A 24607-nucleotide genomic window follows, 5' to 3' on the forward strand; every position below is an offset into this window, starting at 1 on the left:
TGCGACCTCCCCCCTGTCTGGCTTCGCCTTGCAGCTGCTTTTATGTGATCCATGCCCACTTCACGGGTTTACCGCTGGCCGGACTAGCCACCATAATCCACTCTATTCCGCTCAAGGAGACGGCCTTGCCGAGCGAGCTCAATTCCGCTGCTGATTCCTCGGTCCTGCTGGTGCAGCTGTCCGACAGCCATCTATTTGCCGAAGCGGCCGGCAAGCTACTGGGCCTGGATACCCAGGACAGCCTGCAGCAGGTAATCGAGCGGGTGCTGCAAGAGCAGCCGCAGATCGACCTGATGCTCGCCAGTGGCGATCTGTCGCAAGACGGTAGCCTGGCGTCCTACCAGCGCTTTCGGCAGATGACCGCGGCGCTGGCGGCGCCGGCCCGCTGGTTTCCCGGTAACCATGACGACGTCCAGGCCATGCAGCTGGCCTGCGTCAATAGCGATCTGCTGGAGCCGGTGATCGACCTGGGTAATTGGCGCATCATCCTGCTCGACTCGTCGATTCCCGGCGCCGTGCCGGGCTATCTGGGCGAGCAACAGTTGGCCCTGCTGGAGCGTGCGCTGAGCGAGGCGCCGGAGCGGCATCACCTGATTTGTCTGCACCATCATCCGGTGTCCATTGGCTGTCGCTGGATGGAGCCCATCGGCTTGCGCAATCCCAAGGCGCTCTTCGCCGTGCTGGAGCGCTTCAGTCAGGTGCGTGCAGTGCTCTGGGGGCACATCCATCAGGAGTTCGATCAAGTGCACAAAGGCCTGCGCCTGCTGGCGTCGCCCTCCACCTGTGTGCAGTTCGCCCCGGGCAGCGAAGAATTCCAGGTCGACACCACGGCGCCCGGCTACCGCTGGCTGCGTCTGCATGCCGACGGCCGGCTGGATACCGGCGTGTCGCGGGTAACCGGGATCGACTTCGAGGTGGATTACACGGTGAAAGGCTATTAGCCGCAGGCTGCAAGCAAGCGCTGGCAGGGCATGCGCACGTACTTGCAGCTTGCAGCCTGATGCTTGGCACTAGTAGCCTCCCGCTCCATGACCACATCTATTCTCTATCTCCACGGCCTCAACAGCTCGCCGGCCTCGCTCAAGGCCAGCCAGCTGGCGCGCGCCATGACGCGCCTGGGTTTGGCCGCGCAACTGCAGGTGCCGGCGCTGGAGCATCATCCGCGCCGGGCGATTGCCCAGCTCGAGGCACTGATCGCCGAACTCGGCCGGCCCGTGCTGGTCGGCAGCTCCCTGGGCGGCTACTATGCGACCCACTTGGCCGAGCGCCATGGCTTGCGCGCGCTGTTGATCAATCCGGCAGTGCGTCCGCATCTGCGCTTCGATGGCTACCTGGGTCCGCAGCACAACTATTACAGCGGTGAAACCTGGGAACTGACGGCCGATCATGTGCTGGCCCTGGCCGAACTGGACGTGCCTCCGCCGCAAGACCCCGCGCGTTACCAGGTGTGGCTGCAGACTGCCGACGAAACCCTCGACTACCGGGATGCCCAAGCCTATTACCGCGCCTGCGCGCTGCGCATCCAGGCCGGTGGCGATCATGGCTTTCAGGGGTTTGCCGCGCGCTTGCCCGCGCTCTTTGCCTTCGCCGGCATTGCGCCCCAATTGTGGCGCGATACCGACTTTTCCGACCTTTAATCACGACCAGAGAGCCCATGGCCAGTTACAACGCAGACGCCATCGAAGTCCTTTCCGGCCTGGATCCGGTGCGCAAGCGCCCGGGCATGTACACCGACACCAGCCGACCCAACCATCTGGCCCAGGAAGTCATCGACAACAGCGTCGACGAGGCCCTGGCCGGGCATGCTACTTCGATCCAGGTGATCCTCCATGAGGACAATTCCCTGGAAGTGCTGGACGACGGTCGCGGCATGCCGGTGGATATTCACCCCGAGGAGGGCGTCTCGGGGGTCGAGCTGATCCTCACCAAACTGCACGCCGGCGGCAAGTTCTCCAACAAGAACTACCAGTTCTCCGGCGGCTTGCACGGCGTCGGCATATCCGTGGTCAACGCCCTGTCGACCCGCGTCGAAGTGCGGGTCAAACGCGATGGCAACGAATACCGCATGACCTTTGCCGATGGCTTCAAGGCCAGCGATCTGGCGGTGATCGGTACGGTCGGCAAGCGCAACACCGGCACCAGTGTGCATTTCTGGGCGGACACCAAGTATTTCGACTCCCCCAAGTACTCGGTCAGCCGCCTCAAGCATGTGCTCAAGGCCAAGGCCGTGCTCTGTCCGGGGCTGCACGTCAGCTTCGAGGACAAGGCCAGTGGCGAGCGGGTGGAATGGCTGTACGAGGAGGGGCTGCGCTCCTATCTGGTGGATGCGGTCAGCGAGTTCGAGCGTCTGCCGCTCGAGCCGTTCTGCGGCAGCCTCAGCGGCAATAAAGAGGCGGTCGACTGGGCGCTGCTGTGGCTGCCAGAAGGCGGCGATACGGTGCAGGAAAGCTACGTCAACCTGATCCCCACGGCCCAGGGCGGCACCCATGTCAACGGCCTGCGCCAGGGCCTGCTGGACGCCATGCGCGAGTTCTGCGAGTTCCGCAGCCTGCTGCCGCGCGGGGTCAAGCTGGCACCGGAAGACATCTGGGAGCGCATCGCCTTCGTCCTGTCGACCAAGATGCAGGATGCGCAGTTCTCCGGCCAGACCAAGGAGCGCCTGTCCTCACGCGAGGCCGCGGCCTTCGTCTCCGGGGTGGTCAAGGACGCCTTCAGCCTGTGGCTCAATGCCCACCCGGAACTCGGTCAGCAGCTTGCCGAACTGGCGATCAACAACGCCAACCGCCGCCTCAAGGCCGGCAAGAAGGTCGAGCGCAAGCGCATCACCCAGGGTCCGGCGCTGCCCGGCAAGCTGGCTGACTGCGCCGGTCAGGACCCGATGCGCTCCGAACTGTTCCTGGTCGAGGGCGATTCCGCCGGCGGCAGCGCCAAGCAGGCGCGCGACAAGGAGTTCCAGGCGATCCTGCCGTTGCGCGGCAAGATCCTCAATACCTGGGAGGTGGATGTCGGCGAAGTGCTGGCCTCCCAGGAAGTGCACAACATCGCCGTGGCCATCGGCATCGACCCCGGTTCCAACGACCTGACTCAGTTGCGCTACGGCAAGATCTGCATCCTCGCCGACGCCGACTCCGACGGTCTGCACATTGCCACCCTGCTGTGCGCGCTGTTCGTCCAGCATTTTCGTCCGCTGGTGGATGCCGGACACATCTACGTGGCCATGCCGCCGCTGTACCGCATCGACCTGGGCAAGGAGATCTTCTATGCCCTGGACGACGCCGAGCGCGACGGCATCCTCGACCGTCTGGTCGCCGAGAAACGCCGCGGCAAACCGCAGGTCACCCGCTTCAAGGGCCTCGGCGAGATGAACCCACCGCAGCTGCGCGAAACCACCATGGACCCCAATACCCGGCGCCTGGTGCAGCTGACCCTGGCGGATTTCCCAGGCACCCAGGAACTCATGGACATGCTGCTGGCGAAGAAGCGTGCCGGCGACCGCAAGTCCTGGCTGGAGTCGAAGGGCAACCTGGCCGAGGTGCTGCTTTGATGCGGCAACTGGCGGCCGCCCTGTTGCTGGTCGCCGCCCCGGTATGGGCCCAGACCCAGGCCCTGGAAGAGCTGGCCCTGGTCAGCGAGCACCCGATCAATGGCATCGCCGCCGGCAACCTGTCGGGGCTGGCTTGGTGTGGCGAGGCGCTCTGGGCCGTTTCCGATCGCGAGGATGACCGGCTCTATCGCCTGGCTGGCGGTGACGCCGACTGGCAGGCCGAGGCCGAACGCTTTGTCGCGCCGCCCCCGCCCTCGACCGCGTTGCCCTGGGGCCTGCGCATGCGCACCCTGGTCGCCGGTCTGCTGCGTGGCGGCAACCTGGATTTCGAAGGCCTGTCCTGCGATGCCGTCGGCAATCGCTACCTGGTCAGCGAGGCGCGCGCCGCCGTATTGCAGATCCCTCCCGCAGGGTCGCCACAGTGGCTGGCGCTGCCCGAGGGCATGGTGCGCCAGGCGCGTGCCAGCAGCATGCTCTGGCACTTCAATGCGCTGCTCGAGGGAGTGGCGATCGATTCCGCCGGCGAGCGCCTGTGGTTGGCGGCCGAACGCCAGCGCCGCGGCCTGCTGGCGCTGCACAAGCGCGGTTCGAGCTGGCACTGCAGCGCTGGTTGCGTGCTGATGAGCGAAGGCGGGAGTGAGCCAGCACCAGCGCAGTTGGGCGGTGAGCTGCAACCCCGGGACTTTTCCGCCGTGGTGCTGCACAAGGAGAAACTCTTCACCCTCGAGCGTCAGGCCCATCGCATCTGTCGGCGCAATCTGAACGATGGCGCTGTCGAGCGCTGCTGGTCGTTCGCCGCCGAAGCCTTGACCGATGCGCGGCGTTATCCGCCGCCCTATGGCTTGGCCGAGGCGCTGTGGATCGACGAGCAGGGGGCCTGGGTCGGCAGCGACAACGGTCGGCACACCCGGGCCGATGGCGAGCAGCGCCCGGTCGTCTGGCGCTTCGCCGCACCCAAGGGCGGCTGGGGTCGTCGTCGGTGAGCACGCAAGCGGCGGGTCGGCGAGTCGGCCGGGTGATGCTGGTGCTGGCCTGGGGTGCCGCGCTGCTGCTGGCCACGCACTTCTTCGGCAAATGGGAGGAGCGGCGCAACAATCCCAACCAGGCGCCGCAGTCGGTGCATGGCGATGGCTATATCGAGGTGCGCCTGCTGAGCAGTCGCGGTGGTCATTATCTGCTGGCTGGCCAGATCAACGGCAACGGTGTGACCCTGCTGCTCGATACCGGCGCCACAGCCGTCGCGGTGCCAGCGGCCCTGGCCGAGCGCCTCGCTCTTGCGCGTGGTGCGCCGGTGCAGATTCGTACTGCCAATGGCACCGTCACCGGCTACCGGACCCGGTTGGCCAGTCTGCAGCTCGGCGAGATCCAGTTGCGCGACGTTGCCGCCCTGATCACTCCGGGCTTGGACGGCGACGAGGTGCTGCTGGGCATGAGTGCCCTGAAACAACTCGATTTTACCCAGCGCGACGGCACCCTGGTGCTGCGCCAGTCGACTTCGCAACAATCCACTTTGCAATGAGGCACGCATGAGCGAACCCCTCGATTTGAGCCTGGACGGTGTTGAACGCCGCTCCCTTGCCGACTTCACCGAGCAGGCTTATCTCAATTATTCGATGTACGTGATCATGGATCGCGCCCTGCCGCATATCGGCGACGGCCTCAAGCCGGTGCAGCGGCGGATCATCTACGCCATGAGCGAACTGGGCCTGGACGCCGACTCCAAGCACAAGAAGTCGGCGCGTACCGTCGGCGACGTGCTCGGCAAGTTCCACCCCCATGGCGACAGCGCCTGCTACGAAGCCATGGTGCTGATGGCCCAGTCGTTCAGCTATCGCTATACCCTGGTCGACGGCCAGGGCAACTGGGGTGCGCCGGATGATCCCAAGTCCTTCGCCGCCATGCGTTACACCGAGGCGCGCCTGTCACGCTACGCCGAGGTGCTGCTGACCGAGCTGGGCCAGGGCACCGTGGATTGGGTGCCGAATTTCGACGGCACCCTCAACGAGCCGGCGACCCTGCCGGCACGCCTGCCCAATATCCTGTTGAACGGCACCACCGGCATCGCCGTGGGCATGGCCACCGACGTGCCGCCGCACAACCTGCGCGAAGTGGCCACGGCCTGCATCCGTCTGCTCGATCAGCCGGACGCCACGGTCGAGCAGCTCTGCGAGCATGTGCTGGGTCCGGATTACCCGACCGAGGCGGAAATCATCACCCCGCGCGCAGACTTGCTGAAACTCTACGAAACCGGCAAGGGCTCGGTGCGCATGCGCGCCGTCTATCGTGTCGAGGATGGCGATATCGTGGTCACCGCGCTGCCGCATCAGGTCTCCGGGGCCAAGGTGCTGGAGCAGATCGCCGGGCAGATGCAGGCGAAGAAGCTGCCGATGGTCGCCGATCTGCGCGACGAGTCGGACCACGAACACCCGTGCCGCATCGTCATCATCCCGCGCTCCAATCGGGTCGATGCCGATGAGCTGATGCAGCACCTGTTCGCCACCACCGAGCTGGAATCGAGCTACCGGGTCAATACCAACGTCATCGGCCTGGATGGCAAGCCGCAGGTGAAGAACCTGCGCAGCCTACTGACCGAGTGGCTGCAGTACCGGGTGGGCACGGTGCGCCGGCGCCTGCAGTTCCGTCTGGACAAGGTCGAGCATCGCCTGCACCTGCTGGAAGGTCGCCTGATCGCCTTCCTCAACCTGGATGAAGTGATTCATATCATCCGCACCGAGGATCAGCCCAAGCCGGTGCTGATGGAGCGCTTCGGTCTTACCGACGTGCAGGCCGAATATATCCTGGAAACCCGCCTGCGCCAGTTGGCGCGGCTGGAAGAGATGCAGATTCGCGGCGAGCAGGACGCCCTGGCCAAGGAGCGCGCCAAGTTGCTGGCCCTGCTTGGCAGCGAAGCCAAGCTGAAGAAGCTGGTGCGCGATGAAATCATCAAGGACGCGGAAACCTACGGCGACGACCGCCGTTCGCCGATCGTCGCCCGCGCCGAAGCCAAGGCGCTGTCGGAAACCGAGCTGATGCCGACCGAACCGGTCACCGTGGTGATCTCGGAGAAAGGCTGGGTGCGTTGCGGCAAGGGCCATGACATCGATGCCACGGGCCTGTCGTACAAGGCCGGCGACGGCTTCAAGACCGCCGCGCCGGGACGCTCGAACCAGTACGCGGTGTTTATCGATTCGACCGGCAGGAGTTATTCGCTGGCGGCGCATTCGCTGCCGTCGGCGCGCGGCCAGGGCGAGCCACTGACCGGGCGCCTGACGCCGCCACCGGGGGCGACCTTCGAGTGCGTGTTGCTGCCGGACGACAGCGCCCTCTATGTGGTCGCCTCGGATGCCGGCTACGGCTTCGTGGTCAAGGGCGAGGACCTGCAAGCCAAGAATAAGGCCGGCAAGGCGTTGCTCAGTCTGCCTGCAGGCGCCAAGGTGCTGGCGCCCAAGCCGCTGTCCAGTCGCGAACAGGACTGGCTGGCCGCCGTGACCACCGAGGGCCGGCTGCTGCTGTTTCCGGTGCGCGATTTGCCGCAACTGGGCAAGGGCAAGGGCAACAAGATCATCGGCATCCCCGGCGAGCGGGTTGCCAGTCGCGAGGAATACCTCACCGACCTGGCCGTGTTGCCGAGCGGCGCGACCTTGGTGTTGCAGGCTGGCAAGCGTACCTTATCGCTCAAGGCAGATGACCTAGAGCACTACAAGGGTGAACGGGGTCGCCGTGGCAACAAGCTGCCGCGTGGCTTTCAGCGGGTCGATGCGCTGCTGGTGGAACAGCAAGGTTAACGGGCGGAGGGCTGGATGGAAGGGGGCGCACGGGGCGCAGGCTTGCACTGGACGGTAGCGGATGGCCTGCCGGCGCACCTGTGCGTGGACGGTGCCTGGCTGCTGCAGGCGCCCAAGCCTGACCTTGAGGCCGTCTGGTACAGCCAGCGGCAACTGCCAGCGCAGGTGCAGGTGCAGGTCGCCGTGGCCGCCTGGGACAGCAGCCTGCTGGCGCTGCTGCGTCGCCTGCAGCGCCTGGCCGTGGCGCGGGACGTGGAGCTGCGCTGGCAAGGCCTGCCGGACGGTGTCGAGCGGCTGTTGCAGATGGCCGCTCAGCCGTCGACCCAGGCCCAGGAGCCGCCGGCCCCCGCTTATGGTCCGGTGACCCGCCTGGGGTTGCTGTTGCTCGGCGTGCTGGCCAGTGTCGGTCAGGCCTGCCGCTTCCTCGGTGAGGTGCTGCTGGCCCTCGGGCGTCAGCTGCGCGGCCGCGGACGCATGCGCCGGGGTGATTTCTGGCTGGCCCTGCAGCAGTGCGGGCCGGGCGCGCTGCCGATAGTGGCGCTGATCGCCATTCTGGTCGGCCTGATTCTGGCCTTTGTCGGCGCTGCCCAGTTGCAGGCCTTCGGTGCCCAGTTGTACATCGCCAATATGGTGGCCATCGGCATGACCCGCGAGATGGGCGCGCTGATGACCGCGGTGATCATGGCCGGGCGCACCGGGGCGGCCTACGCGGCGGAGCTGGGCAGCATGCAGGCCAACGAGGAGATCGACGCACTGAAGACCTTCGGCTTCCCGCCGCTGGAATTCCTGGTTCTGCCGCGGTTGCTGGCGCTGGTGCTGAGCATGCCGCTGCTCTGCGTGTTCGCCGATGCGCTGGGCATTCTCGGCGGTTTCGTCATCGGCTCCGGTCTGTTCGATATTTCCGCACAGCTCTACCTCAAGCAGAGCCTGGAGATGCTCAGCCTCGGCGATTTCCTGGTGGGCATCGGCAAGAGCCTGGTGTTCGCCGTCCTGATCGGCCTGATCGGCTGCCACTACGGCCTGGCCTGCGGGCGCAATGCGCAAGCGGTGGGGCAGGCGACGACCCGGGCGGTGGTCAGCATCATCGTCGCGCTGGTGGTCAGTGACGCCCTGATTACCCTGATCTGCACCCGGCTGGGGGTCTGAAATGAGCGATGCGCTGTTGGTCGCCGAGGATCTGAGTGCCGGCTACGGCAGCCTGGTGATCCAGCACGACCTGAATTTCGCCATCCGCCGTGGCGAGGTGTTTGTCATCATGGGTGCCAGCGGTTGTGGCAAAAGCACGCTGTTGCGTCACCTGATCGGCCTGCAGGCGCCACTGGCCGGGCGGGTGCTGTTCGATGGCGAGGATTTCTGGGCGGGCGACGAGGACAGGCGCGCCGCCTTGCAGCAGCACTTCGGCGTGCTCTACCAGAATGGCGCCTTGTGGGGTTCAATGACCCTGCGGGAAAATATCTGCCTGCCGCTGGCCGCCTACCGACAGCATCTGCAGCCGGCCGAACTGGCCGAGCTGGCGGCGTTGAAGCTGGCTTTGGTCGGGCTGGCCGGCTGCGACGAGCTGTATCCGTCGCAACTGTCCGGGGGCATGCGCAAGCGCGCTGCTCTGGCCAGGGCACTGGCGCTGGATCCGCAGGTGTTGTTCTTTGATGAGCCGTCGGCCGGTCTCGATCCGATCAGTTCGCAGTCCCTCGACGCCTTGATCCTGCAGTTGCGCGATAGCCTGGGTTCGAGCATCGTGCTGGTGACCCATGAGCTGCCGAGCATCCAGGCGGTGGCCGACCGTTGTCTGTTCCTCGATAATCAGAGCCACACCCAGATTGCCCTGGGCACCCTGCAGGAATTGCTGGCCGACGGGCCGGAGCAGGTGCAGTGCTTTCTGCGTCGGAGTGACCCGGCTCACAGCATGGAGACGGCATGAGCGAAGCGCGCAAACCCTTTTTGATTGGCGCCTTCCTGCTCGGCGGCCTGGCCCTGCTGGCCGCGGGTCTGCTGCTGCTGTCGCGCGACAGCTGGTTCAGTCAACCCAACGAATACGCGGTGTATTTTACCGGTGCGCTGGACGGCCTGGATGTCGGTGCCGATGTCACCTACCGCGGGGTCAAGGTCGGCACGGTGCGCGAGATCCGCCTGTCCTACGACGCCGAGCTCAAGGATGTGGTGATGCCGGTGGTGCTGCGCATCAATACGCCGGAGCGGCAGCAGACCAGCGCCCGAGGTTTCGACCAGTTCATCGATCAACTGGTCGAACGTGGTCTGCGTGCCCAGCTGCAGACGCCCAGTCTGCTGACCGGCAAGGCGATAGTCGCGCTGGACATGTTTCCGGACCAGGCCGGCTATGTGCGCACACCGCACGAGCTGGATCTGCCGACCATTCCCAGTGTGCCCTCGCGTATCGATGAAATTGCCGATGTGCTGCGCGAGTTGGCGGGCAGCCTGCGCGAATTGCCGTTGCAGGAGATGGTTGTCTCGGCCACGCGGACCCTGCAATCGCTGGAGAAACTGACCAGCTCCCCGGAATTGCAACAGGGCCTGGTGAGCATGAGTCAGATGCTGGTTAAGCTCGATCGTCTGAGTGGTCGCCTGGAGCAGCAACTGCCGCCGATCATGGACAATGTTCAGCAGGGCAGCGTGGCCCTGCGTGATGCCGTGGGCGAAATCCGTCGCGCGGCGCAGAATGCCGCGCAGGCGTTACAGCAGATCAATGACCTGGCGGCTGACAGTCGCCGCAGTCTCGGTCCGGAATCCGAGGTACAGTACGAGGCATTGCGCGCCCTGCAGGAGCTCAGTCGGGCAGGAAAAGCCCTGCAACGCACCCTGGAAGGGCTCGATCAGCAGCCCCAATCGCTCATATTTGGCAAATCAAGGTAATGTTTTCATGAGATTGTTGCGTTTCTCGCCGCCGTTATTGCTTCTCGCGGCTTTGACCCTGTCAGGCTGTGCTGCACTGCAATCGCCGACCCAGTTCTATCGGCTCGAACAGGGCAATCCAGCGCTGCCGCACAACGATAAAGGGCCGGCGCTACTGCTCGGCCCGCTCAAGCTTGCGGATTATCTGCAGCGCGAGAATCTGGTACAGCGCGAGCTGGATGACAGCCTCACGCTCACTCAGAAGATCCGCTGGGCCGGTAGTCTGCAGGACGATGTCGGCCAATTGCTGCTGCGTCAACTGGCCGGACAGCTCGATACCAGCCGTGTTGCGCTGTATCCGGATCGCGTCGGTTTCTCCAGTGAGGTACAGGTTGTACTGAGCATCAGCCGTCTGGACTCGGGCGTGCAGCAGCCGGCGGTACTTGAAGCGCAGTGGCGCCTGCTCGATGCCGCCGGGGTGCAACGTAGCAGTCGGGTTGTGCGCCTGCAGGCCAAGCACACGGGGGCGGTGATCGATCAGGTGCGCGCACAGAGTGCCCTGCTGCAGCAGCTGGCTGGGGAGTTGGCGAGTGCGATCAGGTCCATGCCGGTCGCCCAGGCAGTTGCCCCGCGCAAGCCGGTGGTCGCTGCGCCGGCGAAGCGACCGGAGAAAAAACCACTGACCCCGCTGCTCGAGCCGGCCAAGCAAGTGGAAGTCTTTCGTTTCTAAGCCTGCGCTGCGGGTCGGGAGCTGTGACGAGACTCGACCGGTGGCGATACTCAGAGGCTGTGAACATATCGATCGCCGTAGCGAGACCATCTCCAGGCGGCCGCAGTAGGCGAGAGTTTTTTCACAGCCTCTCAGTGCTGGTGGTGTTCGTGCATATGCGCCAGCTGCCGCTCCAGCAGTGACGGATAGGGTTCCAGCAGGCGCTCCACGCAGCAGGCACCCTCCGGGCTGGCGATAGTGCGGATGCGCGCGCGCTGACGTACCAGCGCATCATCACCCACGCGTCGCTCAAGCAGCAGCAGGTTACGGCTGTGCTGGGACAGGGCCAGGGCATCCTGGGCCGTCTCGCTGAGCAGCAGCTCGCCCTGGCTCAGGTCGAGCAGGTCTTCACCCCGGGTCAGGCCCAATTGCAGCTGCAGGGTGATGCCGCTGTCGGCAACCTCGATTTGCAAGGCGTGGCCGAGTGCGCGCATCAGTTCGCCGCAGCAGATGGCATGAGTCAGGTAATCCTCGCCACTGTCCTGGCGATGGAACAGCATCAGGCTGCTGCCGTCGCTGAGGGTGTGCAATTCGCCTTGATAGAGTGCCGAGGCCTGGTTCAGGCAGTCACGATAGCGCTGCAGCAGATCCAGCAGGCGCGCACGTGGCAAGCGGCGGAGCTGCTCCTGGGCGCCCAGTTGAATGGCCAGCACGGCGCTCTGTTGTGGAACACTGGCGGTCAGCGTGGGAATCGCGGCCGACTCATCGCCGTGGTCACGCAGGTCGGCGAAGGGGTCATCATCGTGCGGCTGGCCGAGTGCGCTGTCATCGTTATCCTGGTTGGCGTCGTCAAAGCGCTCGTCGTGCAGGTCGCGTACCTCGAAGGTCGGCTCATCGTCATCGTCATCGCCGAAGTCGTGCTCATCGTCTTCGTCGTCGAGGTCCTCGGGCGCTGGTTCAGGCTCTGGTTTCTCTGGCACCAGGCGCTTTTGCAGTTGGCGCGCCAGATCGCCGATCTCGTCCTGGCGGCCGGCACCGGGCGCCGGGTCATCCGGGTCGCGCAACCAGATGCGCAGCTGCAGCAGCGGGGTGGAAATATGGCGGCCCAGGCGCATGCTCAGGGACAAGGCCAGTGCCAGCAGAATCAGGCTGAGGATGCCCATGCTCTGCAAGCTGATGGTCATCGGTTGCTGGAATTGACGCATATCCAGGCTGATGAGCAATTGGCCGGCGATCACCTCCTGAAAGGTGATCGGGGTCGAGTACAGGCCCTCGGTCTCGCCGAGCATAGTCTTGCTTGGGCGCGAACCCGCTTCGGCGAGTACGCGGTTATCCACGCTGTAAATCGCGGCGTGAGCCACCAGCGGGTTTTTCACCAGGTTGTTCAGCAGCACGCTGAGGCTGAGGATGTCATTGGACACCAGCAGTTCGGTGGCTGAAGTGGCCGTCTGGGTGATCAGGCTGGTGCCCAGGGCTTCGGCCTGCTGCTCCATCGCATACTTGAACTGCATGCCGATCACCCAGGCGTAGATCACCAGCGCCAGGGCCACGAGCAGCAGGCTATGGCTGGCGATGCGCAGGGCCAGGGGCACGCGGCGTTGGCGCAGGGCCTGGAACAGCAGCAGGAAGAAATTATCGGGTTTGACGGGGGCGGGCCGGTTCACAGAGCTCGGCTCTTATCGACTGTAGGTGCGGCGCAGTATAGCGAGCGCTATGCATAGGGCAAAGCGCCGTGCGTGTCCGTATGGTCACGAAAATGGGTAGAATGTGCGGCTTTTCAGCAGGCTTGCTCTGCTGTTGACCATTAACCGAGCCCCGGAGGGTGCGCCTTGCGCGAAATCGTCCTGATTAATATTACCGGCGAAGACCGTCCCGGTCTGACTGCCGCCATCACCGGTGTGCTGGCCCAAGGCGGGGTGAATATCCTCGATATCGGCCAGGCGGTGATCCACGACACCCTGTCTTTCGGCATTCTGGTTGAGATTCCGCCTACCGAACAGGGCTCCTCGGTACTCAAGGACCTGCTGTTCGCCGCCTACAAACTCGAGCAACAGGTGCGCTTCACGCCGGTGTCCGAGGCGGATTACCAGCAGTGGGTCGGTGGTCAGGGCAAGGCGCGGCATATCGTCACCCTGTTGACCCGCAAGGTCACCGCCGAGCAATTGCAGCGGGTCAGCGCCATTACCGCCAAGTACGACTTGAACATCGACCATATCGATCGTCTGTCCGGGCGCATGCCGCTGGATATGCCGGACGAGCAGGGCAAGGGCTGCATCGAGTTTTCCGTACGTGGCGAACCGGCCGACCCGGCGGGGCTGCGCGCCGAGTTCCTCAGCGTGGCCCAGGAATTGAATGTCGACATCGCCTTCCAGCGCGATTCGCTGTTCCGGCGTAATCGCCGGCTGGCGGTATTCGACATGGACTCGACGCTGATCGAAGCCGAGGTGATAGACGAGTTGGCCAAGGCCGCGGGAGTCGGCGAGCAGGTGTCGGCCATCACCGAGCGGGCGATGCGCGGCGAGCTGGATTTCGCCGCCAGCTTCCGCGAGCGCCTGGCCCTGCTCAAGGGGCTGCCGGAAACCGTGCTGGCCGATATCGGCGCCTCGCTGCGCCTGACCGAGGGCGCCGAGACCCTGTTCGGCGAATTGCGCCGCCTGGGCTACAAGACCGCGATCCTGTCCGGCGGCTTCAGCTATTTTGCCAAGCAGCTGCAGGCCAAACTGGGCATCGACTACGTGTTCGCCAACGAGCTGCAGATCGTCGATGGCCTGGTCACCGGGGTGGCGGTCGAGCCGATCGTCGACGCCCAGCGCAAGGCCGACCTGCTGCGCGAACTGGCGGAAAAACAGGGGCTGCGCCTGGAGCAGACCATCGCCGTTGGTGATGGCGCCAACGACCTGCCGATGCTGGCCATCGCCGGCCTGGGTGTGGCCTTTCGGGCCAAGCCGCTGGTCAAGCAGTCGGCCAAGCAGGCCATCTCGACCCTGGGCCTGGATGGCATCCTCTATCTGCTTGGCTTCCGCGATCGCGACGGCTTGGAGTGATAAGCCGATAAGGCGCGTTGGATCGGCTAGGGCTTGAGAGAAGTGGCGGATGAGGACTGAGGTTGTGCCGGCCTCGATGGCGGGGCACGATCCCTCATCCCTCATCCCTCATCCCTCATCCCTCATCCCTCATCCCTCACTCCCCGCTATTCGTCGCCCGCCGAGAAGTCGTAATCCATCGACTGGCTGGGGCCTTGCAGGTAGTAACCCTGAATGTAATTGACCCCGGCCTGCCAGAGCGTGGCCAGCACACTGGCGCTCTCGATAAAGGGCACTATGGTCAGCTTGGCCTGGGCGTGCAGGCTGGCCAGCAGGGTTTTCAGCGCTTCCTGGCTTTCTGGGGTCGACAGGTCCTGGGAGAAGGAGCCGTCGATCTTGACGAAATCGATGTGCAGGTGCTTGAGGGTGTTGAAGGGGTTGATCGCACAGCCGAACTGACTGAGCGCCACCTTGCAGTGCAGTTCGTTCAAGCCCAGGGTCAGTGCCTTGGCCTGCTTGAGGTAGGCGATGGCATCCGGTTCGCTGAACTGGAAGACCAGTGCGTCCGAGGGCAGGCGCGCGGCTTTCAGGGCCACGCTGAGCCATGCCAGCAGGGTCTGATCCTGCAGGCTGGCGCTCGACAGGTGGACGAACAGGTGGGTGTTGTGGCCCTTGTTGCGGTGGTCGGCGAGCAACTTGATCGAGTTGAGAATCACCCAACGGTCGATTTTCTCGCCCAGACCAGCCTGTTTCGCCGCGTTGAGAAACTCGTGCGGCGGCACTTCTTCGCCTTGTGGGCTAAGCATGCGCAGCAAGACTTCATAGTATTCATGGCTGTCGCCGCGCAGGCTGATGATCGGCTGGAACAGCAGGCGGAAGCTGTTGTGCTCCAATGCCTGTTGGACCATGGCGACTATGTTGCCGCGGCTGGCCGCCGCGGCCAGTTCATCGCCAGGGTTGAACAGCTTGAGGGCGTTACCCGGGTCCAGTTCGTCGGCGCAGCGCTGGGCGCGGTCGACCACTTGCTGGGCTTTCGGGGTTTTCTCGTTGAGACCGGCGACGCCTATCGACAGGGTGCTCTGTGCCGTGCGGCCGTTGACATCGAACAGGGTGCTTTCGACCTTTTTCAGCAGGCTCGCCAGGCCGGCTTCGGCTTGCTCCGGGGTCTTGCCGGGCTGCAGGACGGTGAATACATCATCGCCAAAGCGCGCCAGTTGCGCTTCGTGGGTAAAGTGATCGCGCAGCAGGTTGGCCAGGTCGGTGAGCAGCAAGTCGATGCCCGCCAGGCCAACTTCTGCCAGCAGGCTGGCATAACGGTCGATGCGGATATAGGCCAGGCTGGCCGGCTGGCCGGCATTCACCGCGCGCTCGGCGGCGCTGTCCATCAGGCCGAGGAAATGGTTGCGGTTGTACAGGCCGGTGACCAGATCCTGGCTGCTGATTTCGCGGAGTTTTTCTTCCAGCTCGGCGTTGCCGCTTTCTACCTGGATTACCACCTGAATACAGGGTTCGCCATCGTAGGTGGCCGGCGAGAAACTCATGCGCACCGGGAAGGTCTGGCCGCAGGCCTGCACACCGGTACAGGCCAGCTCGGCGTCGCCTTCGGCGCTCTGGTAGTTCTTCAGGAAATCCTTGAAGTTGCTTTGCTCGGCACTGGCAATCAGGTCGATCATCGGCATGCCTTCCAGCTCATCGCCATCCTGATAAGCAAAAAGCTCGAGGTAGGCGCGGTTGGCATAGATATGCATGCCGTCATGCACGTAGGCGATGGCATCGACCGAGCTGTCGAGCAGCAACTGGCAGCGTTTCTCCGCCTCGCGCAGGGCCACTTCGGCGGCGCGCCGGGCACGGCGCTCTTCGAGGTTGGCCAGTTCGCGTTTGGCCACCAGCACCAGGCGCTCGTCTTCGCCTTGCGGCAGCGCATCCTGGGCGCCCAGGGTCAGGGCTTGGGTGATGCTGTCGGAGTCGTTGTCGGCGAGCAGCTGGATGACGGGGATATCTTTTGCCTGGCGGCGAATGGCGTTGATCGCTTCGCCCGGATCGAGGGATTCGCTACTGGGCGCACAGATCAACAGATCCCAGCTCTGCTGCAAGGCCTCGGCCAAGTCATCGCTGGAAGTCAGGCGATGCACGCGCGTAGCACGGCCGGCGTTGCGGAACAGGCTGACGAGACGCTCGGCCTCGTTCTGCGAGTCTTCAAGAATCAGCAGTCGAATGGTTTTTTTTTCGATGGCCATATCAGGAGTCAAATATGTGGCGAACGGGGGCGAAAAGGCGACAAATTTTGATGTGCCGGCAATCTACAGCGACTTCCATAGTGAGTCAAAGTCTTCCTCCCCCCCTGCGCCGTGGCTGCCATGGGCTGTGACGGGCTTCCCGGTCTCGCTGGGGTTCTCTTCGACACTGCGGTATTCGAACTGATTGAAACTGCCGGTGCTGGTTTTTCGCTGGCTGAGCACGGCGCGACGTTCGGTGCCATTGAGGTTGATCATCACCTTGTTGCCTTCCTGGAAGGGCAGGCGTGGGGTGATCAGGGTCGCCGGTCGGGAGATCGCGCTGATTGCCGGCAGTAGCAGCGTGCGCAGGTAAAGGCTGTTGTGTTCGGCCTTGCGCAGTAACTGCAAACCGCAAGGTTGTGCATGCGGGGCGATCAGTTCGATGCCCATCTGCGTGCCGCCACCGCGTACCTGGCGGATCCAGCGCACCACCGCGATACTCCAACCCTGCTCTGGCGAATCCTGCACGCCGAGCAGTTCACCGGCTTGCAGTTGGCTCGGCACCTCTTTGGGCCAGGACAGGCAGTAGCCGCCCGGGCTGTGGTTGACGATCGGCAGGGCGAAGGTCGGGTAGCTCTCTACCTCGGCGGACTCTGCGTGCGCCTCTTGATGAGTGGGTTTGCCGTACTCGATTTCCTCCATGGGCAATCGAGTGTCCCAGTTGCCGTTCTTCTCGGTGTCAAAGGCTGTCCCCCAGACATCTGGAGCGCCAGCCGTTGCACCACTGGCAGGGTTGAATAGCGCTGTTTTGGTTGCGCTCGGCTGTTGCAGGATCTCGTTGAAGGGGCGCTCATTCGCCAGGAAAAAATGCAGTGCGCTCATGCCAATGCACAGGGTCAAGGTGCCCTGGCCATGGGTGCGATTGAAGGTCCGCTCGGAGATGTCGCCCCAGGCGGCGCTCAGGTGTTGCAGCATATCCAGGCTGAACCCTTCGGGTACCAGCAGGCGCGACTGGCCAGCGTTTTCAGCAGGCAGCAGCAGGTACTCCTCGATCGCATCGACCAGTGGATGTGGGTCGATACCGAGCGCGCTATGCAGTTCTTTATCCTGAAACAGCGAGGTATAGCGCGGCGGGCCATCCACTTGCGGGGCCACCGCAAACAGGCTCGAGGGCGCATCGCCGGCTTGCAGGCTGACCAGCGCGCTCCAGGGCTCGAGTACTTCGGCGAGGCGTGCAATGCCGTTCTGGCGCATCTGGTTACAGCGGGCGCAGCCGAGCAGCAAGGCGACCACATAGCTCTGCTCGGTGCTCAAGCCTTGAGTGTGGCGGGCCAGTGGATCGCGGATCGCGAGTTTGTGCAGGCGCCGCTCACGGGCGATCTGGTAGATCTGGTGCAACTCCAGCCAGAGCCCTTCAGGCACGGGGCAATACAATTGGCTGGCGCGAATCAAGGGGCCGCAGAGGCTGTGGGTGGCACGCTGCAGGGCGATGCTCAGCAGTTGGTTGCGTTCGTTGGCGTTTTGCGAAGCCAGGCTCGCGATGATCAGTTTGTAACCGACGGCCAGGTGGTTTTGCAGGGCCTGGCAGAGGTTGGCGACTTTGCGTGGGCGTTCATCGAGGACAATCGCCTGGTTGAGGAAATGCCGCTCCAGGTGTTTGCAGACGAAGTAAACCTCCGGGCGCAGCAGCTCCAGGAGTTGCAAGCGATTATCCGAGGCGGTGCGCAACTGGTTGAGCTCGACCAGGGCCTGGTATAGCTGACGCGCGGTTTCGCCGATATTGGCTTTCGGCAGGTTGGCAATCCAGCGCTTGAGGTCGCGCGGGCTGGCATCGCAGAAAGACAGGCTTGGCTTTTGCGGTATGGGGACGCGGAGCAGTAGGTGGGAAGTCTGTTTATCCATCTAGCTTGGATACTCCAACGCCCTGAGCTCAGGCGAGTCATTCTCTTGATGATCAATGTTGCGAACATTAGCAGTATCTGGCGGTGACCGCAGCCTTGCAAACCCAGGGTTGCTGGAGTGGCATGCCGCTGCCCGCCCGGTCGGCGGCACAACCGACAGCGCCTTGCCCGCGACCGGGCAAGGTACGGATCAGCCGGCCTGGCTATTGCCGATGCGTTGGCCCATCTGCACGCTGCTGTTGGCGCCCAGCGCTTCTGCCCAGCGCACCTGGTCGGGGCCGAACAAGACGACAGCCGTCGAGCCCAGCTTGAAGCGACCCAGTTCCGCACCCTTGTCCAGGACAATAGGCGCGCGCGCCGCTTCGTCATAGCGGACGGTTTTCAGGTGGCGCTTGGGTGGCGTGACCAAGCCGGCCCAGACGGTTTCGATCGAGGCGACTATCATCGCGCCGACCAGTACCACGGCCATGGGCCCGCGCTCGGTGTCGAACAGGCAGACGACCCGCTCGTTGCGGGCGAACAGCTCTGGAACATTTTCCGCGGTGTTCTGGTTGACCGAGAACAGGCGGCCGGGCACGTAGACCATTTCCCGCAGGGTGCCGGCCAGCGGCATGTGCACACGGTGGTAGTCCTTGGGGGACAGGTAAATGGTCGCGAATTCTCCGCCCATGAACGGGCTGGCGAGTTCGCTGTCGCCACCAAGCAATTCGAGCACGCTGAAGCTGTGGCCCTTGGCCTGGAATATCCGGCCGTGCTCGATCTTGCCCAGTTGGCTGACGGCGCCGTCGGCCGGGCAGAGGATCGCGCCAGGGGTGGCGTCGAGTGGACGCGCGCCTTCTTTCAGGGCACGGGTGAAGAACGCGTTGAAGTGTTCGAAGGCGGTTGCGTCTTCGACCTGGGCCTCGCTCATGTCGACCTGGTAGCGCTTGACGAACCAGGTGATCAGGCGGTTCTTGAACCAGCCCGTGCGGCATTCGGCAGCGCAGCCGATCAGGCGCGACAGCAGGTGGTGCGGCAGCAGGTACTGGCTGAGGATGAACAGGCGATCTTTCATGGGTGTTCCTTGAGGATTCGACGGCATGCGGATGGCAGCGACTCGCTGGCTCAGCGTTCGACTGGGGTGTCAGGATGGTTGCCCCACTCGCCCCAGGAGCCGGCGTAGGCCTTGACCCGCGGATAGCCGAGCGCCTTGGCCACCAGGTAGGTGAAGCCGGAGCGGTGGTGGGTCTGGCAGTGGGTGATGATTTCCTTGTCCGGGCTGATGCCGAGGCTGGCGAGTAGCGCGGGCATGTCCTGGCGGATGCGCAAGGCGCGGGCGGGATCCATGCCGGCCGTCCACTCGAAGTTGACTGCGCCAGGGATGTGCCCGGCCTTGGCGGCAAAGGCTTTTTCGCCGCGATACTCGGCGGGCGAGCGGGCATCCCAGATCGCCAGGTCGGCGGCGCCGAGGCGGCTTTGCAGGTATTCGCGGCTGGCGGTCGGACGGTCATCGAGCGTTAGCTTGAGCGTGCCGGTGCACGCGGCGGGTTGCTCGCTGCTCAGCGGGCGATCCTCGGCCAGCCAGGCCTGCAGGCCGCCGTCGAGGTAGTGGTAGTGGCTGTGGCCGATCACATCCAGCAACCAGATGAAGCGCCCGGCCCAGCCACCGCCTTCATCGTCATAGACCACATAGACGGCGCCCGGATGATGGCCCAGTTCGGCGAAGAGCTGTTCGAGTTGCGCGAGTTCTGGAAGCAGGCCGGGAGCCGGAGGCTGGCCCAGCTGGGTGCGTTTGGGATCGACGAAGCGCGCGCCGGGGATATGGCCGGCGGCATAGCGCGCCGCGCTGGTCAGGTCGACCAGAATCAGGTCGGGCGCATCCAGGCGTTCGGCCAGTTCGGCCGGTTCGATAACCAATGGCATCGCAGCGAAGGCAGTCATGCGGGGCCTCTTCATTCATGGGGAAAGGGGCGGATTGTAACGGAAAGCTTAACGCTCACGTTTGGCAAAACTGTCCAGGGCTCGTTGAATACATTGCGCGGTTTTACCGAAGGCTTGCACGCTGGTATCGCTGAGCGCGGCGCCGGCCTGGTCGGCGACGATGACCATCACCACGCGATCGTTACTGGCCAGCGAGCGGATCAGCAGGTGCTCGCTGGGGAATAGCGCCTTCAGCGAGCCTGGCAGCAGGGCCGAAAACTGCGCGATATTGGCCGGCGTCAGGCGCAGCTGTGCCGGAGCCTTGAGCAGGCGCCGCAGCACCTGGCTCTGCTGTGGGTCGATGGTGAGGGTGCTGGCCGACTTGTCCAGGCCGCTCTGTTGCTGCGCTCGCAGGCGGCCGTTGCTAGGGTCGGGCAGAAGCAGTAGTACCCGCGACATGCCGCAGGCCTGCAGGGCTTGAGTGGCGCCGGTGGTGAGTTGGTCGAGGTTTTGGAATGCACTCGGCTGGACAAGCAATTGTGCGCAGTGTTGGCGCCATCCATTGTCTGCAGGCTTCGGCATCGCCACTGGGGCGCGGGTGTTGCCATGCAAGCGCCGCGCATCCCAGGGCCAGAGCAGGGCTTGGGCGGGGTGCCAGAGTTCTGCCGTGGTCTGCTGGCGCGCACTCTGCGCCGCGTACTGGTGGATGTGTTGCTGCACATCGCTCAGCGGCAGCTGCAGGTAGAGCCCGCTGAGGAGCTGCCAGCGCAGGCTGTGTGGGCTGTTCCACGCCTGGTGGGCGGACAGCGCCAGGCCGTTGGCCAGCAGGATGCTGTTGGCTGGCTGGGTCAGCCAGCGCCGCAGAGGGGTATCGGCATCGAGCATGTGCTGTTGGTGCAGAGGGTGCTGATTGTCGCGCGCGATGTGCAGGGCCTTGACCAGTTGGCGGCGATCTTCCACCAGCAGGCGGTAGCCTTGGATCACCCAGTCGGGCAGGCGCCAGCGCTCGGCCAATGCCTGGCACAGGGCGAGCAGGGGCACGCCGAGAAGATCCTGTTCGACCTTGGTCGCCGGCTCGGCGTGGGCCAGTACGCGTTGTTCCCATTGCTCGAACAGCTCGGGATAGGCCGCCAATAGCGACCAGATCGGCGCGAGAAACAATAGGCTGCCCCAGTGGATTTCCTGCCAGAGGCGCGCCAGGCGTGCGCTGAACAAACCACTGGCCTGCTGCGCCGCGTGCTGGCTGATCAGCTGGATCTGCCGCAGCGCCAGGGGGATTTCGGCGAGAGGGCGAGCGGGTTGGCGTTTCACCAGCTCAAGGGCGCGCTGCAGTCCGAGTCGACTGAGAGCGCTTTCCAGGCTTTCGGCGGGGGCGCTGAAGCTACCGCCTTGTCGATTGGCCTCGCGTAGAACGCATAATGCCAAAGCTGGGCTGGCCTGCATTAATTCTGCTATGTCACGCAGCGAGCGACGGCTGTCGGACAGGGCGCGACAGGCATTCAGGTGGTGGTCGGCAGGCACCGGCAACAATTGCTTGTCCAGCCGATCGAGCCAGTCTTCGAGGGTGCGCGGTAGGGGTTTCGAGGTGGGCATCTGTGCTTAGCCATGCTGGCTTTTAGACTTGACTGGCTATAGTCTCGCGCATTAGTTCCGATAAATAGAAGGGTTGTTTTGCATAACCCTCACTACAGGCTCGCGCAAGTTTCCTCTTTATGGCAAAAATCATTGGCATCATCGTTGTAATTGCTAGCGTGCTCGGCGGCTTTATTCTGTCCGGCGGCCAGTTCATGGCGCTGGTGCATCCATTTGAAGTCTTGATCATTGGCGGCGCCGCGCTGGGGGCTTTTCTGCAGGCCAATCCGGGCAGCATGTTCATGCGCGTGTTCAAGAAGTCCTTGAGTATGTTCAGCTCGCGTTTCAGTCACGCCTACTACCTGGAAGTGCTGAAACTGATATACGAAATCCTCAACAAGAGCCGCCGCGAGGGCATGATGGCGATCGAGGCCGACATCGAGGAGCCTTCGGCCAGTCCGATTTTCAGCAAGTATCCGGGCATCCTCAAAGACGAGCGGATGACGGCCTATATCTGCGATTACCTGCGCATCATGTCCTCCGGCAATATGGCGCCGCATGAGCTGGAAGGCTTGTTCGATATGGAAATCGCCAGCCTCAAGGAAGAGCTCGAGCATCCCGCGCATGCCGTGGCCAAGGTCGCCGACGCCATGCCGGCCATGGGTATCGTGGCGGCTGTGCTGGGGATCGTGATCACCATGTCGGTACTCGCCGAGGCCGACAACGCGGCCATCGGTGAGAAGGTCGGCACTGCGCTGGTCGGTACCTTCCTGGGTATTCTCGCGTCCTATGGCTTCTTCGGGCCGTTGTCCGGGGCGCTGGAGCATGACGCCAAGGAAGAGATCAATGTATTCGAGGCGATCAAGGCCGGTCTGGTCGCTTCGGCCTCCGGCATGCCACCCTCGCTGGCCGTCGAATTCGCGCGCAAGGTGCTCTACCCGGCCCATCGCCCGAGTTTTGCCGAGCTCGAGCAGGCGATGCGCGGAAACTAACGGAAAATGGACAACAATCAGCCGATCATCGTCAAGCGGGTCAAGAAGACCGCTGCTGGCCACCATGGCGGGGCCTGGAAAATCGCCTTTGCCGACTTCGCCACGGCGATGATGGCGTTCTTTCTGGTGATGTGGCTGATGTCCGTGGCTACCCCCGAGCAAAAGAAGCTGATTTCCGGTTATTTCAAGGATCCGATCGGCTTTTCCGAAAGCGCCAGTCCCTTCGTCATCGACCTCGGCGGCTCGCCGACGCCGGCACCGGACCGCACCCTCAACCAGCCGATCGATGACCAGACCGAAGGCGAACAGCGCGAGATCGAACCGGCCCAGCCAGCCCCTGCCCCTGATGAGGCCGACGCCAAGGCCGAGGAGCTGGAGCAAGAGCGACTCGAGTTGCTGCTGCAGGAGTTGCAGAGCAAGGTCGAGGAAAATCCGCAGTTGCAGCGCTTCAAGGATCAGATCCTGTTCGAGATCACCCAGGATGGCTTGCGCATCCAGATCATGGACGCCGAGAACCGGCCGATGTTCGATAGCGGCAGTGCGCGCCTGCAGCCACAATTCGAGGACATCCTGCTGGCCCTGGCTGACACCATCAAGGCGGTACCGAACAAAATCAGCATCAGTGGTCATACCGATGCCAAGCCGTTTGCCACTGATGGCGAGTTCGGCAATTGGGAGCTCTCCGCGAATCGGGCCAATGCCGCTCGACGCGCCTTGATCGCCGGCGGTTATGACGAGGCGCAGGTGGCTCGGGTAGTGGGGTATGCGTCGTCGGCGTTGTACGATCGAGACGATCCATTGAATCCGGTCAACCGGCGTATCGATATCGTCGTGTTGACGAAAAAGGCCCAGCGCGAGATCGAAGGCGAGCAGGATGGCGCCGTCGAGGTCGCGCCTGAAGTGCCAGGCGGCGCGGCGGTACCTGATGTGCCGCCACTCATCCCGGATCCGGCTGGCCCGGATGAATTGCGTGAACGCTTGAATATTTTCGAAGACGGGGTGTTGCAGCTCGATCAGCCGAACGAATGATTTGCTACTGGTACGCTTCAGGCCGCGAATGATCGCGGCCTGGTCGTATCAGTAATCGGCTTCGGGCAGGCTGGCCAGGATTTGCCGGTAGCTGGCCATCCGTTGCGGCTGGATGCGGCCGTCTTCCAGTGCCTTGAGCAGGGCGCAACCCGGTTCGCGGTCATGCTTGCAATCGCGGAAACGGCATTGCCCGATCAGCTCACCGAATTCGATAAAGCCGGCCTCGACGTCATCGCGGCTCACGTGCACCAGGCCAAACTCACGAATCCCTGGGGAGTCGATCAACTCGCCGCCGCCTGGGAAGTGGAACAGGCGTGCCGTGGTGGTGGTGTGAGTACCTAGGCCGGAAAGCTCCGAAAGCGGACCTACGCGGGTGTCGACATCCGGTAGCAGGGTGTTGACCAGCGATGACTTGCCGACCCCCGACTGGCCGACGAAGACGCTGACGTTGCCATCGAGCTGTTGCTTGAGCTGCTCCATGCCATCGCCCTGATGCGCCGATACTTCCAGTAGCGGGTAACCCAGCTGGCGGTAAACGTCGAGCATGGCGTTTAGCGCGATGCCATTTTGCTCGTCGATCAGATCGGCCTTGTTCAGCAGCAGCAGCGGTCGGATGCCGGCGTGCTCGGCGGCCACCAGGTAGCGGTCGATCAGGTTGGCATGGGGTTCGGGCAGCGGGGCGAAGACGATCACGATCAGGTCAACGTTGGCCGCCACCGGTTTCAACTGGCCGCGGGTGTCCGGGCGGCAGAGTTCAGTGCTGCGTGGCAGCTGCGCAACAATGACCCCAATGCCCTGATTGCCGGCACGCCAGACCACGCGATCGCCGGTGACCATGGCTGGCAGGTTGGCGCGCAGGTGGCAGCGAAACACCTGGCCGGCCAGTTCGCCGTCTGTGGCTTCGACTTCGACCTGGACGCCAAAGTGGGCGATGACCAGGCCGAGCTGTTCCGGCCCGAGGTCGCCACCCTCCAGGATTTGCACGGCCTGCGACTCGCGCTTGGCCGCACGGGCGGCTCGCTCGCCCTGAATTTTGTCGATGCGCCAGCTTTGCCGGCGGTTGAGTTGGCGTTTGGCCATGAAGGTTCCG

At 63.9% G+C, this 24607-nt stretch carries 20 protein-coding genes; 13 read left to right on the top strand and 7 right to left on the bottom strand.

All coding sequences use genetic code 11. The annotated features are described in order from the left end of the window. The first annotated feature begins 125 nt into the window (after positions 1–125). The 10 genes from cpdA (at position 126) to PH586_RS00915 (ending at position 10906) form a co-directional block, all read left to right on the top strand. On the top strand, positions 126–941 hold the full coding sequence (cpdA, locus tag PH586_RS00870; protein ID WP_271345886.1) for a 3',5'-cyclic-AMP phosphodiesterase: 816 nt from the start codon (positions 126–128) through the stop codon (positions 939–941). An 87-nt stretch (positions 942–1028) separates the two neighbouring features. Continuing rightward, a complete protein-coding gene (locus PH586_RS00875) occupies positions 1029–1637 on the top strand; it encodes a YqiA/YcfP family alpha/beta fold hydrolase (protein WP_271345887.1) in 609 nt (202 codons plus the stop codon). Positions 1638–1654: 17 nt separating this feature from the next. Continuing rightward, complete coding sequence (gene parE / locus PH586_RS00880; RefSeq protein WP_271345888.1) at positions 1655–3544, top strand: DNA topoisomerase IV subunit B; 1890 nt, start codon at positions 1655–1657, stop codon at positions 3542–3544. Next, positions 3544–4527: an esterase-like activity of phytase family protein gene (locus PH586_RS00885; protein WP_271345889.1), complete on the top strand. Its 984-nt coding sequence runs from the start codon at positions 3544–3546 to the stop codon at positions 4525–4527. Before parE ends, PH586_RS00885 begins: the two co-directional genes overlap by 1 nt. 35 nt (positions 4528–4562) lie before the next feature. Then, positions 4563–5063 (top strand): retropepsin-like aspartic protease family protein, encoded by a 501-nt coding sequence (locus PH586_RS00890; RefSeq protein ID WP_408636747.1) that lies wholly within the window; start codon positions 4563–4565, stop codon positions 5061–5063. A 7-nt stretch (positions 5064–5070) separates the two neighbouring features. Then, positions 5071–7329, top strand: coding sequence for a DNA topoisomerase IV subunit A (parC, locus tag PH586_RS00895; RefSeq protein WP_271345891.1), 2259 nt, complete (start codon positions 5071–5073; stop codon positions 7327–7329). 15 nt (positions 7330–7344) lie between these two features. Further along, positions 7345–8475: an MlaE family ABC transporter permease gene (locus PH586_RS00900; RefSeq protein ID WP_271345892.1), complete on the top strand. Its 1131-nt coding sequence runs from the start codon at positions 7345–7347 to the stop codon at positions 8473–8475. A 1-nt stretch (position 8476) separates the two neighbouring features. Beyond that, a complete protein-coding gene (locus PH586_RS00905) occupies positions 8477–9247 on the top strand; it encodes an ABC transporter ATP-binding protein (RefSeq protein WP_271345893.1) in 771 nt (256 codons plus the stop codon). Beyond that, positions 9244–10197 carry an MlaD family protein gene (locus tag PH586_RS00910; protein ID WP_271345894.1) on the top strand — a complete coding sequence of 318 codons (954 nt, stop codon included), beginning with the start codon at positions 9244–9246 and terminating at the stop codon, positions 10195–10197. The genes PH586_RS00905 and PH586_RS00910 overlap by 4 nt, the downstream gene beginning before the upstream one ends. 7 nt (positions 10198–10204) lie before the next feature. Beyond that, the gene (locus PH586_RS00915; protein ID WP_271345895.1) at positions 10205–10906 is read left to right on the top strand and encodes a PqiC family protein; all 702 of its coding nucleotides are present in this window, start codon (positions 10205–10207) and stop codon (positions 10904–10906) included. Between the two features lie 131 nt (positions 10907–11037). On the opposite strand, the gene PH586_RS00920 is transcribed toward PH586_RS00915, so the two are convergent. Further along, complete coding sequence (locus PH586_RS00920) at positions 11038–12549, bottom strand: histidine kinase (protein WP_271345896.1); 1512 nt, start codon at positions 12547–12549, stop codon at positions 11038–11040. A 165-nt stretch (positions 12550–12714) separates the two neighbouring features. On the opposite strand from PH586_RS00920, the gene serB reads away from it, so the two are divergent. After that, on the top strand, positions 12715–13929 hold the full coding sequence (gene serB, locus PH586_RS00925; protein ID WP_271345897.1) for a phosphoserine phosphatase SerB: 1215 nt from the start codon (positions 12715–12717) through the stop codon (positions 13927–13929). Positions 13930–14075: 146 nt separating this feature from the next. Here serB and PH586_RS00930 read toward each other — a convergent pair whose 3' ends face one another. The 5 genes from PH586_RS00930 to PH586_RS00950 form a co-directional block, all read right to left on the bottom strand. Next, positions 14076–16145 carry a GGDEF/EAL domain-containing response regulator gene (locus tag PH586_RS00930; protein ID WP_271345898.1) on the bottom strand — a complete coding sequence of 690 codons (2070 nt, stop codon included), beginning with the start codon at positions 16143–16145 and terminating at the stop codon, positions 14076–14078. A gap of 63 nt (positions 16146–16208) precedes the next feature. Continuing rightward, a complete protein-coding gene (locus tag PH586_RS00935) occupies positions 16209–18026 on the bottom strand; it encodes a molecular chaperone (RefSeq protein ID WP_271345899.1) in 1818 nt (605 codons plus the stop codon). A gap of 189 nt (positions 18027–18215) precedes the next feature. Continuing rightward, complete coding sequence (asd, locus tag PH586_RS00940) at positions 18216–19079, bottom strand: archaetidylserine decarboxylase (RefSeq protein ID WP_271345900.1); 864 nt, start codon at positions 19077–19079, stop codon at positions 18216–18218. Positions 19080–19129: 50 nt separating this feature from the next. Then, positions 19130–19945, bottom strand: coding sequence for a rhodanese-like domain-containing protein (locus PH586_RS00945; RefSeq protein WP_271345901.1), 816 nt, complete (start codon positions 19943–19945; stop codon positions 19130–19132). A 48-nt stretch (positions 19946–19993) separates the two neighbouring features. Further along, complete coding sequence (locus PH586_RS00950; protein WP_271345902.1) at positions 19994–21517, bottom strand: HDOD domain-containing protein; 1524 nt, start codon at positions 21515–21517, stop codon at positions 19994–19996. Between the two features lie 119 nt (positions 21518–21636). Between PH586_RS00950 and motA the strand changes: the two genes are divergently transcribed. Both motA and motB read left to right on the top strand, forming a co-directional pair. Beyond that, entirely contained in the window at positions 21637–22488 is an 852-nt protein-coding gene (motA, locus tag PH586_RS00955) for a flagellar motor stator protein MotA (RefSeq protein WP_271345903.1), read from the top strand. 6 nt (positions 22489–22494) lie between these two features. Then, on the top strand, positions 22495–23517 hold the full coding sequence (gene motB / locus PH586_RS00960; RefSeq protein ID WP_271345904.1) for a flagellar motor protein MotB: 1023 nt from the start codon (positions 22495–22497) through the stop codon (positions 23515–23517). A 48-nt stretch (positions 23518–23565) separates the two neighbouring features. Here motB and rsgA read toward each other — a convergent pair whose 3' ends face one another. Further along, entirely contained in the window at positions 23566–24597 is a 1032-nt protein-coding gene (gene rsgA / locus PH586_RS00965) for a small ribosomal subunit biogenesis GTPase RsgA (protein ID WP_271345905.1), read from the bottom strand. Positions 24598–24607 lie beyond the last annotated feature (10 nt).

Source organism: Pseudomonas aestuarii, assembly GCF_027988105.1.
Taxonomy (GTDB): Bacteria; Pseudomonadota; Gammaproteobacteria; order Pseudomonadales; family Pseudomonadaceae; genus Aquipseudomonas; species Aquipseudomonas aestuarii.

Excerpts from the sequence above, each read along its gene's own strand:
- PH586_RS00910 (WP_271345894.1), top strand. The coding sequence starts at position 9,244 with ATGAGCGAAGCGCGCAAACCCTTTTTGATTGGCGCCTTCCTGCTCGGC.
- PH586_RS00890 (WP_408636747.1), top strand. The coding sequence starts at position 4,563 with ATGCTGGTGCTGGCCTGGGGTGCCGCGCTGCTGCTGGCCACGCACTTC.
- PH586_RS00905 (WP_271345893.1), top strand. The coding sequence starts at position 8,477 with ATGAGCGATGCGCTGTTGGTCGCCGAGGATCTGAGTGCCGGCTACGGC.
- asd (WP_271345900.1), bottom strand. The coding sequence starts at position 19,079 with ATGAAAGATCGCCTGTTCATCCTCAGCCAGTACCTGCTGCCGCACCAC.
- parE (WP_271345888.1), top strand. The coding sequence starts at position 1,655 with ATGGCCAGTTACAACGCAGACGCCATCGAAGTCCTTTCCGGCCTGGAT.
- PH586_RS00945 (WP_271345901.1), bottom strand. The coding sequence starts at position 19,945 with ATGACTGCCTTCGCTGCGATGCCATTGGTTATCGAACCGGCCGAACTG.
- PH586_RS00915 (WP_271345895.1), top strand. The coding sequence starts at position 10,205 with ATGAGATTGTTGCGTTTCTCGCCGCCGTTATTGCTTCTCGCGGCTTTG.
- PH586_RS00885 (WP_271345889.1), top strand. The coding sequence starts at position 3,544 with ATGCGGCAACTGGCGGCCGCCCTGTTGCTGGTCGCCGCCCCGGTATGG.
- PH586_RS00875 (WP_271345887.1), top strand. The coding sequence starts at position 1,029 with ATGACCACATCTATTCTCTATCTCCACGGCCTCAACAGCTCGCCGGCC.
- PH586_RS00900 (WP_271345892.1), top strand. The coding sequence starts at position 7,345 with ATGGAAGGGGGCGCACGGGGCGCAGGCTTGCACTGGACGGTAGCGGAT.
- motA (WP_271345903.1), top strand. The coding sequence starts at position 21,637 with ATGGCAAAAATCATTGGCATCATCGTTGTAATTGCTAGCGTGCTCGGC.
- parC (WP_271345891.1), top strand. The coding sequence starts at position 5,071 with ATGAGCGAACCCCTCGATTTGAGCCTGGACGGTGTTGAACGCCGCTCC.
- rsgA (WP_271345905.1), bottom strand. The coding sequence starts at position 24,597 with ATGGCCAAACGCCAACTCAACCGCCGGCAAAGCTGGCGCATCGACAAA.
- PH586_RS00930 (WP_271345898.1), bottom strand. The coding sequence starts at position 16,145 with ATGGCCATCGAAAAAAAAACCATTCGACTGCTGATTCTTGAAGACTCG.
- PH586_RS00950 (WP_271345902.1), bottom strand. The coding sequence starts at position 21,517 with ATGCCCACCTCGAAACCCCTACCGCGCACCCTCGAAGACTGGCTCGAT.
- motB (WP_271345904.1), top strand. The coding sequence starts at position 22,495 with ATGGACAACAATCAGCCGATCATCGTCAAGCGGGTCAAGAAGACCGCT.
- PH586_RS00935 (WP_271345899.1), bottom strand. The coding sequence starts at position 18,026 with ATGGATAAACAGACTTCCCACCTACTGCTCCGCGTCCCCATACCGCAA.